Raw genomic sequence first — 14,401 nt, 5'->3', positions numbered from 1 at the left:
TTCCCATGTTGCAGCATCAGCAGTCTCTAACCCTCTCTGAAGACCAGCTGGAAGCACTTGACCGCGCTTTATCCGGCAACATGCCCGAGCATACCCGCCATATGCTCGGCAGCCTGTCTGCCGCTGATATTGCCCACCTTCTTGAGTCCTCCCCACCTCGGCAGCGCAGCATCCTCTGGAAACTGATTCCCGTTGAAGAGGAGGGTGATGTTCTCAATGAACTGGGGGAAGAGGTTCGTCAGTTCTTTATTGACCAGATGAACGTGGCCGAGCTGATAGACATTCTGGAAGACCAGGATGTCGATGATATGGCCGATATCCTCCAGCAGCTGCCAACACGCATTACCCGTCAGGTTCTGAACTCCATGGATCATCAGAACCGTCAGCGGGTGGAAGAAGTTCTGGCCTACCCGGAAGATACCGCCGGCGGCCTGATGAACACCGACACCCTCACAATGCGTGGTGATATCGATGTGGATGTCGCCCTGCGTTATTTGCGCCGTCATGAATCATTACCAGAGCCGGTAGACAAAGTCCTCATTGTGGATCGTAAGGATTATCTGCTTGGCTCCGTCTCCATCGCTAACCTTTTAACAGCTGACCCGGATACTCTGCTGAACAGTCTGATGGACGAATCGGATCAAGGGATTCCCGTATCCATGGAAGATACCCACGTTGCCCAGTTGTTCGAGCGGGAAGATTTAGTCTCTGCCCCCGTTGTTGATGAACAGGGGCATCTGCTGGGGCGCATCACAGTAGACGACGTCGTCGATGTGATCCGGGAAGAAGCCGAACACTCCATCATGAGCATGGCGGGTTTGGATGAAGATGAAGACACCTTCGCCCCAGTTATCAAAACGTCCCGTCGTCGTGCCATCTGGTTAGGGATAAATCTGCTCACCGCATTTATTGCTTCCGGTGTCATAGGGTTGTTTCAGGACACTATCGATAAAGTTGTTGCCCTTGCCGTGCTAATGCCCATCGTCGCCAGTATGGGGGGGATTGCAGGGAGTCAGACTCTGACGCTGATTATTCGTGCTATGGCACTTGGGCAGATTGGTCGCTCCAACACATCATGGTTACTGCGTCGTGAGTTTCTTGTGGGATTACTCAACGGTGGCATCTGGGCTGTGGTTGTTGCTGGCGCTGCATGGCTTTGGTTTGATGACCCGACCATCGCTTTGATTATTGGTCTGGCAATGGTGATTAACCTGCTTATTGCCGTGCTGGCGGGGGCTATGTTGCCTCTGGCCTTAAAGGCGATGGATATTGATCCGGCACTGGCTGGGTCTGTCATTCTCACAACGGTCACAGATGTAGTTGGTTTCCTGGCCTTCCTTGGCCTTGCCTCTCTCTTTTATGGATAGTCCTTGATAGATAAGCGATAAGACGGCAGCCATCCTTCCGGATTTTTCATATCAAACCCTTTCACATAGGGCTGCACCCACTGAGAAGTCTGGATGTGTGACAGTGGCACCAGCGAATAACACTCAAGCAGCCGCTGCTCCAGTTGCTGATATTTTTCATCAGGCTCCGCCAGCCCCATAACCTTCTGCAGTTCACCTTCAAAGTTTTCGTCCATTAAACCGGGAGGAAATAAGGTAAAGTGCCGACTTCCCAACAAAAGAAATGCGGAAGGATCATTGTAAGCCGCCAGCCAGTGGCCCAGCAGAATATGGTAATCCCCACTGTTGATACGGTGCACATACTCTTCCCAGCCAACAGTCACAACCTTCACATTCACACCGGGCAATCTGCGCCATTGCACAGCAATAGATCTCACTGGCCAACTGTAGTTTGAGTGAGTGGTAAGAAATTCAAGCTGTACAGGGTTTTGCTCATCAATCCCCGCTTGTGCCAATAATGCTCTCGCCTGCTGATCCCGTATTCCCTGATTGACCGTCGCGGCATCGGGTTGCTGAAAATGATAACCACGAGTCCACGGAGGAATCAGCGTCCATGCCTGATCCGCCTTATCTCCACCTGGATAAATGGCTTCCCTGTCCAAAATATCAGCCAGTGCCTGGCGCAGCTCCGGTGTCAGACGTGACTCCTGAGGATTGAAGACAAGATAAGTGGTATTGAGCTGGCGCCGCTGTACGTCGGTATCACCCTTTTGCCACATACCCAGTTCCACTGGAATAGGCGAAGAGATATCAAGATCCTGCTGCTGAAAGGCCATAGCCTCATCCAGAATGGAGCCAAATACTTTCCATACAACCTCCTCCGGAGCCTCCATAGATTCACGATGAAACTTTAAATTTCGCTCTAATAAAATTTTGTCATCATTCCACACTAGAAAACGATAAGGACCATTAGTGACAGCACATTCTTCCGTCTCCGCCCACAGAGGGCCGCACCTTTGAATAGCCTGTTCAGAAACAGGTAAAAAAGCAGGAAACGTCAGCAGAGCCGGAAGCCATGAGCGTGGTTCGTCCAGCACTATAACCAACGTATGTGCATTGAGCACATGGACACCCAGCTCAGATGGGGGTAACTCTCCCGTTATCACCTGATGGCTGTTTCTAACCCCTGCCAGCTCAAGATACCAGCTGTATTGAGCACGGGTTGTCGGATCAGCCAGACGCTGGAAGCTATAAAGAAAGTCTTTTGCTGTAAGAGGGGAGCCATCAGACCAGGTTAACCCCTGCCGAACCTGAAAAATCCATATTCGCCCATCCTCAGACACACTCCAGCTCTCCGCTGCTCCCGGAGAAGGGTTACCAGCTTCATCCTGAACAGTTAAACCTTCGAACATATCCTTGAGCACTGCCGCTTCTGGTGAGCCCAGAAAGCGATGAGGATCAAGAGATACGGGCTTTACCGGGAGTCCTCGCACAAGTGTGTCAGCAAAAGGGATAAGAGGCGCAAGAAAAAGACAGCTACAAAATATACGAAGAGAAGTGAGTAGGTTCATAAACAACTTTCCGGCCAGATCTGGCCGGAAAGTTTAGTAGAGAAAAACACGATGACTATCAGGGTCTGTTGAGGTTTTGTTACTCGCCAGCAACTGTCATGCCGTCCACCAGCAGCGATCCGCTTTGGATATTGCCACGACGATCAATATCGTTACCCACAGCCCGCAGATTCATAAACATATCTTTCAGGTTACCTGCGATGGTGACTTCGGAAACCGGGAACTGGATCTCACCATTCTCCACCCAGAAACCACCGGCACCACGGGAGTAGTCACCGGTTACCATGTTGATACCCTGACCAATCAAGCTGGTGACCAGCAAGCCTGTCCCCATATCCTTCACCAGAGAATCCAGATCACCGGCATTACTGTCAAGGAACAGATTGTGGGCACCGCCAGCATTAGCGGTACTGGTCATACCCAACTTACGGGCGGAGTAAGTACTCAACAGGTAGCTCTCCAGCACACCATCCACGATAAAGGACTGGTCGCGGGTCTGCAGGCCATCACCATCAAAAGCTATGGAGCCCATACCGCCTTTTAGCTGAGGGCGTTCGTAGATATTCACCCAGTCAGGGAAAATCCTCTTACCTTTATGGTCCAGGAGGAATGTAGACTCACGGTACAGGGCACCACCGCTGATAGCACCCATAAGATGGCCCACAAAGCCCCCTGCCAGCTCTGCACTGAAAATCACAGGCACAGTAGCGGTAGATACCTTACGGCTTCCCAGACGCCCCAGGGTGCGTTCAGCGGCCTTGCGGCCGACATCAGCCATCGCCTCCAGCTGATTGCCGTCACGGGCCACTGTGTACCAGTAATCCCGCTGCATCTCTTCACCCTGCTGACCAATCACCACACAGCTGGCACTCTGACGGCTGGAACGATGAGGACCAATAAAGCCGTGACTGTTACCGTATACACGGCAACCCTGATGGGAGTTCACCGTTGCACCATCGGAGTTAGTAATCAGATTGCTGGCACTGCGGGCCGCATCTTCACACTCTTTAGCCCGCTCAATCGCCTCTTCTGCGCTGATACCCCAAGGGTGATACAGATCGAGATCGGGGAACTCAGTGGCCATCTGGTCAGCATCCGCCAAACCTGCGCAAGGGTCTTCACTGGTGTAACGGGCGATATCACAGGCTGCCCTCACCGTATCCCGAATCGCCTCTGGTGTATCATCACTGGTGCTGGCCGAACCTTTGCGCTGACCAAAGTACACAGTGATACCAAAACCCTGATCTTTGTTAAATTCGACTGTGTCCACTTCTCCCATACGCACGGTGGTGGACAAACCGGCATCCGAGCTGGCCCCCACTTCACAGGCGGTCGCCCCCTGCTTGCGGGCCTCATCAATAATGTCGGACACCAGCGTGGTCAGACGCTGCTCCTCAAGTACCGGATCAATAACCGGTTGCACCTGACTGTTCATTACCTCTCCCTATCCGATAGGTTCTTAGCCACATTCTACAGCCGGGCTTTTCCGCGAGTAAACCGCAGCCTACAATAGCGACCATATTTCATTAACTGGCTACAGAATGCGCAAGAACAGAGAACCTCTCTTTGAGGAAGAACAGGACGAAGAGATCATCCTGGTCAGCAAGTCCGAACTCAAGCGAGATGCCCACGAACTCCGCGAACTGGGCGAAAAGCTCTCCAACCTGAAACCCGGTCAACTGGAAAAATTCCCGCTGGAAGGCCGTATTGTAGATGCCCTGCTGGAAACCAAGCGAATCACCAGCCATAACGCCCGTAAACGTCACTTCGGCTTTATCGGTAAACTGATGCTGGATCAGGACATCGACGCCATCCGCCACCAGCTGGCCCTGCTAGACACCAGCAGCGACGAGTACAACCGCCGTTTCCACCTGCTGGAACGCTGGCGTGATCGTCTGGTAGAAGAAGGTAATGCAGCACTGGGTGAATTTATGGAAGCCTATCCAGCTACCGATGCCCAGCATCTGCGTCAGCTGATTCGCAATGTGAGCAAAGAGAAAAATGAAGAGAAGAAAGCAACGGTCAGCAAAAAGCTGTTTCGTTATTTACGGGAAGTGAGTGAAAACTAACACATAACTCACAGAGGTGGTGGGAGGTTTCTGGCTGTTTTCAGAGGCCATGGATGGCCGGTTAGTACCGCAGGGCAGGGACTGCCCATCGGTACGGGAAACAGCCAGAAACCTCCCACCGCCTGAACTCAATCAGGCGCTGGTGCCACCCACAGTAATCTCATCAATCTTCAAAGTCGGCTGACCAACCCCCACAGGAACAGACTGACCTTCTTTACCACAAACCCCAACCCCGGTATCCAGTTCAAGATCATTACCCACCATGGACACCCTGTTCATCACATCCGGGCCATTACCAATCAGCGTTGCGCCTTTCACCGGAGCAGTAATCTTACCCCCTTCAATGAGGTAAGCCTCACTGGTGGAGAACACAAACTTGCCCGAGGTAATATCCACCTGGCCGCCCCCCATGTTTGCCACATAAATACCTTTCTCCACAGAAGCAATAATCTCATCCTTCTCATGCTGGCCTGCCAGCATATAGGTGTTGGTCATGCGGGGCAGAGGCAGATGAGCATAAGACTCACGACGGCCGTTGCCTGTAGACTGAACCCCCATCAGGCGAGCGTTCATCTTATCCTGCATATAGCCCTTAAGGATGCCGTTTTCAATCAGCACAGTATTGGACGCTGTTACGCCTTCGTCGTCTACATTGAGAGAGCCACGGCGGCCCGCAAGGGTGCCATCATCCACAATGGTGCATAGAGGTGAAGCAACCCGCTCACCAATACGACCAGAATACATAGAGCTGCCCTTACGGTTGAAGTCACCTTCCAGCCCATGGCCAACGGCTTCATGGAGAAGAACGCCATTCCAGCCTGCCCCCAGCACCACCGGCATGGCTCCGGCAGGTGCCGCCACCGCTTCCAGGTTTACCAGAGCCTGACGCACAGCTTCTGCCGCATACTTCTTCCACAGGTTCCCCTGGAAGAACATGCTGTAATCTCCACGCCCGCCACCGCCGTAAGAACCACGCTCACGGCGGCCTTTGTCTTCAACAATCACGGAGATATTCAAACGCACCAGCGGACGTACATCGCCAGACAGTGTGCCATCGGCTGCCGCCACCAGCACATATTCGTGCACACCGGCCAGACTCACACTCACCTGCTTCACACGATTATCGATGCGGCGCGCTTCTGCATCCATATCTTTCAAAAGCTTGACTTTGTCGTCCCGGGAGAGGGAGTCGAGGGGATTGGCATCATTGTAAAGCGCCAGAGGCTGGCTGCGGCTCCAGGCCTGCACCTGACGATCCTGCCCTGCACGGGCAATACTGCGAGATGCCCCCGCCGCAGCTTCCAGAGAGGAAAGAGCAATATCATTTGCGTAGGCGAAGCCCGTCTTCTCACCGCTGACTGCGCGCACACCTACACCACGGTCAGCATTAAAGCTGCCTTCCTTTACGATGCCATCTTCCAGCACCCAACCTTCATGGCGTACGCTCTGAAAATAAAGATCTGCGGCATCGATCCGATGCCCGAGCATACCGTGAATAACCCTCTCCAAATGGCCCTCATCGAGAGCGGAAGGTACGAGTAGCTGCTGTTTAGCCTGGGTCAGAATATCGGTCATCTGGCAGGTGTTCCCTGAATTACGTCGATCTTCATGGTATGGGAGGGGGAGTGATGAGGCAATAGCCATCACTCCCTCTGCAGAGCTTCCGGGTCACGCTTTTGTGGCTGTTTTTTGCTGCCGACTTTGTTGGAAAACAGCCGATCCAGCCTCACTTCCGGTTCTGAGAAGCTGCCTTTGATTTCGTAACGCAGGCTGGCGAACGGCTCCACTGTACTACCAAGAAGCTTGTCGAACAGATAGGTGGCACCGGCAATGTAGGGCTGCCCAAGCAGCAAGCTTACTACAGAAAGATTCTGGGTCACCGGCAGGGTTACGACCAATTCCATATTCAGGGAACGATCCGGCACATACAGCTGCCCGCCAAGGTGTAAATCCGTTGCCGGCCCTTTGACTACAACAGGCTCACTGAAAGTAATCAAACCATTTTGAAAGTTCATTTTTCCCTTTACGCTGTCAAACGCCATGCCGCTACTATAAAGGTCAGAGAAATCCAGGCGCAGGCGTCGCGTAATTGCATCAAGGTTCAGCACACCAAACAAGCGCAGTGCTCCGGAGGCCGTATCTACAGAAAGGAAGCGCCCATCGCGAATATCAAAGGTCAAATCGCCAGTCAGATCATTCATATCAAAATCTGCCGGAGAACCCTGCCAGTTCAGGTTAATGCGGTCATCGAGTTTTTTCGCTGTAAGAAGATTAGGGTATCCCCAGCTCTCCAGCATGGTTTCAATATCCGAGCTGCCAAAGCTGGCAGTCAGCGTTGTTTTATGCAGTTTATTCTGCAGCCGCCATGTTAGCGACCCATCAAATACGCCATTTCCTAACTCCCCTTGAATATCATTCACCTGAACTCCGTCTTTTATGCCTCTACCATTAAAAGACAGGTGCCCGAAGTCTCGACCACTCAGACGAATTTTGCGGATAGTAACATTCATATCTGGCAAGGATGCAGGATCAACCTGCTCCAGAGGATCTTCATCGTCTTTCTCGGGGGGAAGTGGTATCGCACGTCCCTGCTCGTCCGTTTCTACCTTGTGTTGAGGCAGTACAGAAGAAGGAATATCCAGCCTGTCAATATCAACTTTGAGAGGTTCGTCTCCACCCAACACGGACACAGAACCTACAAGATCGGGAGCAACAAAGCGCACGTCCCACGCCTGTCCATCACGGGAAATATCCACCAGAGAATCAGAGAAAATCTCATCGTCACCACTCCAGAAAAGGTGGCGAACACCAAAGTTCTTCACCTCAATGTGTGATAGCAATCCAGTTGATGACTGATTGGCAGGGGTTGTTGATTGTGACGTGCTTTCCTCTAAGGCATCACCAGCAAAGGGAGAATTATTCCACCACTGCACCCAGGGCTGCAGCTGGAGTTCATTCAATTGTCCGGTTAATAAAATGCCGGTTTCAGGATATAGGCTCTTGGGTGCAAACAGCTTACCTTCACCAAAGTGCGCTCCCACACTGGTCAGGCGACCTTTATCGTCCAGTTTCATTCCAAGAACAGCTTTTTGCTCCAGCTCAGCACGAACAGTAACCGGCTGTCCTTTCGCCACATTTACGCTGACTCTTATGGGCTCTCTATCCTTGGCAGACTTACTCAGTGGGGCAGGCAGCGTTGTTGCAACACCTGTTAAATCAGATGTCACATCCACTTTCACACTGTTGCCAATACTCACTTTCGCACGATAATCCGTTTCACCCGTCGCCAGCCCATAAAAGTCCTGACCTAACCACTTCGACAGCGTCTCCATGGAAACCCGGCTTTTCACATCCAGCAGTGTTGTTTCAGATTTCCCTGTTTTTCTGGTAGAGAGATTTAGCGAGGCTGGGTTGCCGAACACTTCACCTGTTAAATCCCTGCCAGATAACCCCTTAGAGGAGTAGAGCACCTCTCCATTCAATGCGTTGCCGGTAATATTTGCCTCAGGAACTGTAAAACTATTGTTGTTCAATCGCACACCTATCCGGTAGTCACCTTCAGCTCCAGCGGTAAGAGGAATATCCAGATCAAGGTTGACAGCAAGAGGACCAGTCATACTCCAACGATCAGCTGCATGATTGATAGCTGTAGCAACAGGTGTCTCCTGCAGGATGCGCAGGCCATCTACACCATCACTGGCAGCTTGCCCTTTAATATTCAGCATCAACGGTTTATTACCCAATATCTCCGGCACAAACGCTGTAACCCCAGACAGGCGGCTGTCGTAAAGCCTGGCCTTATCTGCTCGCACCAGCGCTTCGTCCTGATCCACAGAAACCAGCCCATCAATATCTGTTACTGCCGGCCAGTTCGCATCAAAGGCAAAAGCTGTTTTGGAGACATCAAAAAATAACCCCCAGCTTGTATCATTAGGGACATACGGGCCGGTGAGAGGACCATTCCAGATAAACGCTCCCTGACGAATATCGCCGCCTTTAATAGCCCCCGTCAGCCAGTCCGACAGTTCATTGGACATCGCGGCTTTGGTGGGCAGGTATTTACCGGCATAAGCAATATCACCATCAACAACACCCGCCTCCAGCGCCATCCAGATGTTTTTGCTGGCATCGAAAGGAATGTCCAAACGTAAGCGGGTGTTCAGAACGCCTTCTCCACCATGGAGAGACAAGCCATCAGAGCGCAGTACGTAAACATCATCCACGATATGCCAGTACAAACGCCCGACGACGCGATCAAAGTTCCAGACATCATCAAATACGTTTTCCAGCCCAAGAGTAAACTCGGAGCTATCCACATCAATCACGCCAGCATTAGCATTCATACGAAAACTGCCGTTTACCCGCTCACCAGAAGGTGCCCCATAATAGTGGTCAACCCCCACGTTGCGCATATCAGCCGTCAGTTCAAAATCGAAGGGTTTACGGTCGGGGTAGGTCCGCAGAACAAAATTATTTAAGCGTCCACGGGGAGCCAGCCGAGCCACTACGTCATCTACAATCTTCGGCATTTGCTTTGAAGCCGTAATAGCGAGAGCCAAAGGCTGGAGGTGAACGGTATCAGCCGTCAGGGTAAAGCTGCGCTCACCTTTGTCGCGCCACTCCATAAACAAATTGCTTTCTGGGTAAGGAAAGCCTGAGTATATAAACGACAGGTCATTCAACCAAAGCCGAGGGGGCTCTTCCCGCGAAAATGTCAAGGCGATATCTGAGCGTAATGCTGTCAGGGGTGGAAGGGTTTGTCCCTTCCAATCCACATCCAGCATGTCTGAGCGAACCTGCCCGCGCACATCCCACCCCTGGGGGGTATAGGAGAACCACAGCTTTGTGCCGGAATGCAATTGGTTGATTTGTAGTCCGGTTTCTTCTTTCAGGGCTTTGGGCAACAAAGGCAGCCAGGGTTTGAGGTCGATTGATGGTACTGACACATACCCCCCCAGCATCACATCCGGCCAGCTGTAGGCACGCCCTGACAAGTGCATAGTCAGGTTCACTTCCTGCCCGGTATCCGTCTCAATCACTGCCGCCAGTCTTCTATTCACAGGCGAGCCCGACAGAACCATACGACGAACAGCCACCTCGTTGGTTTCACCGGAAGGCATAGTAAAAACAAAGTGCAGATCCCGAAAATCAATCAGCCTTTGCTGCGCAATCAAATCCAGAACTCTGCGAATATGTGCCCGCTCACGTTTTGGCCTTGTGTGAGCTTCCACGGGGGAAGCAGGGAATCCAGTAAGAGCAAGAGAGCCCGGCTGCCCATCCACCATTAACCGTCCATCGCCAATAGATATGCGCTGAAAAACAGGCTGCATATGCGTCAGACTGGAAAGAGTGTCTAACTCGAGCACAATATCTGTTAACTGCAGGCTGGTTTGCGCAGGGTGTTGCGGTTGAAAAACCGTTAACTCGCTCACTTCAACCGCAAGATTAAAGTTCACAACTGAGCCGGAGAGCTCTCCCAGGTCAACCGGAGCACCGACTACTGCACTGATCTGCTCCTGCACCTGCTCGCGCAGATCATCCACCATTGGCAAAAGCAAACGCGCAACCGAGAGCGCCATAGCCACCAGCACCAGCAGGAAAACAAGAGCGACTTTGGTTGCACGGGAAATGTGCAGAGCGATACGTTTCATCGACTATACACAAAACCGGCGCACAGGCACCGGTTACTGAGGTCACGACTAAAAAAGCGCTGATTCAAGCGTTAATGTCCTTTCTATTTACTCACACCAGAACAACGTCAAACTGCTCCTGGCTGTAACGGGGCTCCACCTGAAAACGAATAGTTTTTTTCATGGCCGATTCCAGTTCAGCTACATTGTCCGACTCTTCATCCAGCAGTTGATCCACAACCTGTTCGGAAGCCAGTACAAGGTAGCTGTCGCTCTCGTAGGTGCGCGCTTCCCGCATGATTTCCCGGAAAATTTCGTAGCAAACCGTTTCTGCTGTTTTCAACGTGCCCCGCCCCTGACAGGTTGGACATGGTTCACACAGTGTGTTTTCTAACGATTCCCGCGTGCGCTTGCGGGTCATCTCCACCAGCCCCAGCTCAGATACGCCGGTAATATTGGTTTTAGCGTGATCCCGCTCCAGCATTCTTTCCAGCGTCCGCAGAACCTGACGCTGATGCTCTACATCTTCCATATCAATAAAGTCGATAATGATGATGCCGCCAAGATTGCGCAGGCGCAGTTGCCGGGCGATAGCATGGGCTGCTTCCAGATTGGTTTTGAAAATAGTCTCTTCAAGGTTGCGATGACCAACGAAGCCGCCCGTGTTCACATCAATGGTAGTCATGGCTTCGGTCTGATCAATAATCAGATAGCCGCCAGACTTTAGCTCAACCCGACGGGACATAGCGCGGTTGATTTCATCTTCCACACTGAACAGATCGAAGATAGGGCGTTCACCTGTGTAGTACTCAACTCGACCGTCCAGGTGGGGTACCAGCTTGCGTACAAACTTCTTCACCTTGTTGAAGGTTTCTTCAGAATCGATGCGGATTTTTTCAATATCCGGTTCCACCAGATCTCGCATAGTGCGCAGGTGCAGGGGCAAGTCTTCATAAATGCAGGAAGGTGCCTTATTGGATTTGCGCTGCTCTTCCACTGTTTCCCAGAGACGATGGAGGAAAAGGATATCCGCTAAAATCTCTTTATCGCTTATGCCTTCCGCTGCAGTTCGCAGTATAAAGCCGCCCTTATCCTTAAGGCCTTCTCTATCCATAACCTCTTCAACAATGGTGCGCAGACGGTCACGCTCCCCTGTATCCTCGATACGCAGAGAGATACCAACATGGGTATTGTGGGGCATAAAAACGAGATAGCGGGCAGGAATAGAGATATGAGTGGTGAGACGGGCACCTTTGGAGCCGATAGGGTCTTTAGTAACCTGCACCACCAGCGCCTGCCCTTCATGCACCAGTTCCACAATGCCGGGTTCCTGACCGTCGGCCTTTTCGCCCCGCTCGTAGATTTCGCTGGCATGGATAAACGCAGCGCGCTCCAGGCCAATATCCACGAAAGCCGCCTGCATGCCGGGCAGAACCCTGACAACCTTCCCTTTATAGATGTTGCCGACAATACCACGGCTGCGATAACGCTCTACATACACCTCCTGCAGAACGCCATTCTCTACCAGTGCCACACGGGACTCCATGGGCGTGATATTCATCAATATTTCTTCGCTCATCCCTAACCCCCAACCCTTAACCTCAACTTCCAGCAGTCTGCTGCCAAAAAGGTACGTTGAACAGGCGGGCCAGCTCTACTGTTTCCTGAACCGGCAACCCGACAACATTGGAATAACTGCCTTCAATTCCCGCTACCAGTACACCTCCAAATCCCTGGATACCGTAGGCACCAGCCTTATCCATGGGTTCACCTGTTGCCACATAGCGGGTGGCCATGTCCTGAGAAAATTGTCCGAAGCGCACCATTGTTGTCACAACCCGCGCTTCAATTTTTGTATCAAAACAAAGAGCAACCCCTGTGTGAACGGTGTGCTCCTGCCCCTGAAGCTGCATAAGCATATCCACCGCCTGTTCCGGCGACTCTGGCTTTCCCAGTATATCGGTAGCCAGCGCTACAGTTGTATCGGCAGCAAGCACAGGCGCCAATTCTTTCGATTTGCTGACAGAAAGAATACGCCACCCCTTGGTGGCCTTGTTGCGTGCAAGACGCTCCACATAAGCCACAGCGGATTCACCAGCAAGGACAGTTTCATCAACTTCCATATCCAGCAGCCGGAAAGGCACGCCCGCCTGATTCAAAAGTTCACGCCGGCGTGGAGAACGGGAAGCCAGATACAGAAAGGATGGGGCAGCCATCGTCATCGCTCACCTAAATAACAATAAATCGTCTGCGCAAACTGTGGAGCAAAGCAGCCAGCCAGGGCCATAGTAAGGCACTGGTAACTGATGGCAACAGATAGAGCAACGACGGATTCACTCGCCCTGTGGCATTACCAATCCATAGCACTGCCAACTGATACAACCCTACGATAACCAACACCATAAAACATTGCTGCCACCAGGGGTACATCCTTAGCCGACGGTGGAGCTGGTGGACTGCCAGTGCCATAAACAACATGGCCATGGCATTCTGACCGAATACTGTGCCATATAGTACATCCATAATCAGGCCGGCAATCCAGGCAAAAAACAGCCCGTAATATTGAGGCAGTGCCAGCGTCCAGAAAATCACCACCAGGGGTACCCAGGCTGGTCGCGCATAGGCCACCAGCTCAGGCATAGGGAGAAGGCTGAATACCGCAGCCATCAGCATCGTCAGCCACACCAGCCAGTGAGCGTGTTTCTGTCTCATTGTGAAGCACTCTCTTTATTTTTGCTCTCTTCGGTAAGAGGCTCGGCCTGTCCGTAGACTTCCCGCTCGGAGATAAACACCAGCATCACCAGTCGGCTGCGGTTCAAACGAGCCAGTGGTGCAGCGTGAATAGTCAGGAACGGATAACCCGCGTTACGGTGAACATCCGTCACTTCCGCTACAGGATAACCCACCGGGAAGCGTTGCCCCATGCCCGAAGTCACCAACAGGTCACCTTTTTTAATGTCGGCAGTGGCAGGAACATGAAGTAGCTCCAGCTCTGTACCTGAAGATGTGCCCGCAGCAATGGCACGGTAGCCGTTGCGATTCACCTGTACCGGGATACGGCTACTGCTGTCGGTAATAAGAATTACGCGGCTGTTCAGCGGGCTGGTTTGAATCACCTGCCCCATCACACCGGTGGCATCAAGCAATGGCTGGCCTTCGTAAACACCGTCCATATCACCTTTATTGATCAGGATCTGTTTGATCGTGGGATCAGGGTCGATACCAATCAGTTCAGCGACTACCACCTTTTCATCCACAATCCGGGATGAGTTCAGCAGTTCACGGAGGCGAACATTCTGGGCATTAAGGGAGGCAAGCTTCTGAACCTTTTGTTCCAGAATCAGCGTGCGCGCCTTCAGGCGGGCATTCTCCTGAGCGAGCCCAGACCGGGAGCTGACCACAAGACGAACGTCGTCCGTTACCCGAGCGGGCGTATCCGCCAGCCACTGAATGGGTGCTACCACAACAGACAAGGCTTTGCGTACCTGCGTGAGAGTGTCGAAACGGTGGTCGACAAAAATCAAGGCCAGAGACAGCGCCAGAAGAAAAGTAAAGCTGGCTCCTAAAGACTGCCCCTTTCGAAATATGGGATTAATGGGAGTGCTCCTGCAAGCTCCGGGTGAAACCACTTATTTTAAATGGCTTAGGGGCTATGCGGGAAGTGCTGACATACAAAAAAGACTTACTGGCACAACCAGTAAGCTTTTTTTATACAAAATGTGATAGAGAGATTGCGCTTACAAAAATATCGTCACAAGCAAATAAACCCAAAAAACAGTGCAAGC

At 52.0% G+C, this 14,401-nt stretch carries 10 protein-coding genes; 2 read left to right on the top strand and 8 right to left on the bottom strand.

Annotated elements, in window-relative coordinates; genetic code table 11:
- Positions 1–5 precede the first annotated feature (5 nt).
- Positions 6–1,367 (top strand): magnesium transporter, encoded by a 1,362-nt coding sequence (gene mgtE, locus E1189_RS17875; RefSeq protein WP_155162109.1) that lies wholly within the window; start codon positions 6–8, stop codon positions 1,365–1,367.
- Here the strand turns inward: mgtE and E1189_RS17870 are convergent.
- Complete coding sequence (locus E1189_RS17870; protein WP_196221504.1) at positions 1,358–2,839, bottom strand: peptide ABC transporter substrate-binding protein; 1,482 nt, start codon at positions 2,837–2,839, stop codon at positions 1,358–1,360. The genes mgtE and E1189_RS17870 overlap by 10 nt on opposite strands.
- 157 nt (positions 2,840–2,996) lie before the next feature.
- Positions 2,997–4,352: a metalloprotease PmbA gene (gene pmbA, locus E1189_RS17865; RefSeq protein WP_155162107.1), complete on the bottom strand. Its 1,356-nt coding sequence runs from the start codon at positions 4,350–4,352 to the stop codon at positions 2,997–2,999.
- 106 nt (positions 4,353–4,458) lie between these two features.
- On the opposite strand from pmbA, the gene yjgA reads away from it, so the two are divergent.
- Positions 4,459–4,986, top strand: a complete 528-nt coding sequence (gene yjgA / locus E1189_RS17860) for a ribosome biogenesis factor YjgA (RefSeq protein ID WP_155162106.1) — start codon at positions 4,459–4,461, stop codon at positions 4,984–4,986.
- Between the two features lie 132 nt (positions 4,987–5,118).
- Here yjgA and tldD read toward each other — a convergent pair whose 3' ends face one another.
- The 6 genes from tldD to mreC form a co-directional block, all read right to left on the bottom strand.
- The gene (gene tldD / locus E1189_RS17855; RefSeq protein ID WP_155162105.1) at positions 5,119–6,561 is read right to left on the bottom strand and encodes a metalloprotease TldD; all 1,443 of its coding nucleotides are present in this window, start codon (positions 6,559–6,561) and stop codon (positions 5,119–5,121) included.
- A gap of 68 nt (positions 6,562–6,629) precedes the next feature.
- Positions 6,630–10,637: a YhdP family protein gene (locus E1189_RS17850; protein ID WP_155162104.1), complete on the bottom strand. Its 4,008-nt coding sequence runs from the start codon at positions 10,635–10,637 to the stop codon at positions 6,630–6,632.
- Between the two features lie 91 nt (positions 10,638–10,728).
- The gene (gene rng / locus E1189_RS17845; RefSeq protein ID WP_155162103.1) at positions 10,729–12,195 is read right to left on the bottom strand and encodes a ribonuclease G; all 1,467 of its coding nucleotides are present in this window, start codon (positions 12,193–12,195) and stop codon (positions 10,729–10,731) included.
- A 22-nt stretch (positions 12,196–12,217) separates the two neighbouring features.
- Entirely contained in the window at positions 12,218–12,832 is a 615-nt protein-coding gene (locus E1189_RS17840) for a Maf family protein (RefSeq protein WP_155162102.1), read from the bottom strand.
- 13 nt (positions 12,833–12,845) lie between these two features.
- Positions 12,846–13,328: a rod shape-determining protein MreD gene (mreD, locus tag E1189_RS17835; RefSeq protein ID WP_155162101.1), complete on the bottom strand. Its 483-nt coding sequence runs from the start codon at positions 13,326–13,328 to the stop codon at positions 12,846–12,848.
- Positions 13,325–14,245, bottom strand: a complete 921-nt coding sequence (mreC, locus tag E1189_RS17830) for a rod shape-determining protein MreC (protein ID WP_155162100.1) — start codon at positions 14,243–14,245, stop codon at positions 13,325–13,327. Before mreC ends, mreD begins: the two co-directional genes overlap by 4 nt.
- Positions 14,246–14,401: the final 156 nt, after the last annotated feature.

Origin of the sequence: Parendozoicomonas verongulae, assembly GCF_009711465.1 — a bacterium.
GTDB lineage: Bacteria > Pseudomonadota > Gammaproteobacteria > Pseudomonadales > Endozoicomonadaceae > Sansalvadorimonas > Sansalvadorimonas verongulae.
This window is presented reverse-complemented; position numbering and strand designations above follow the sequence as displayed.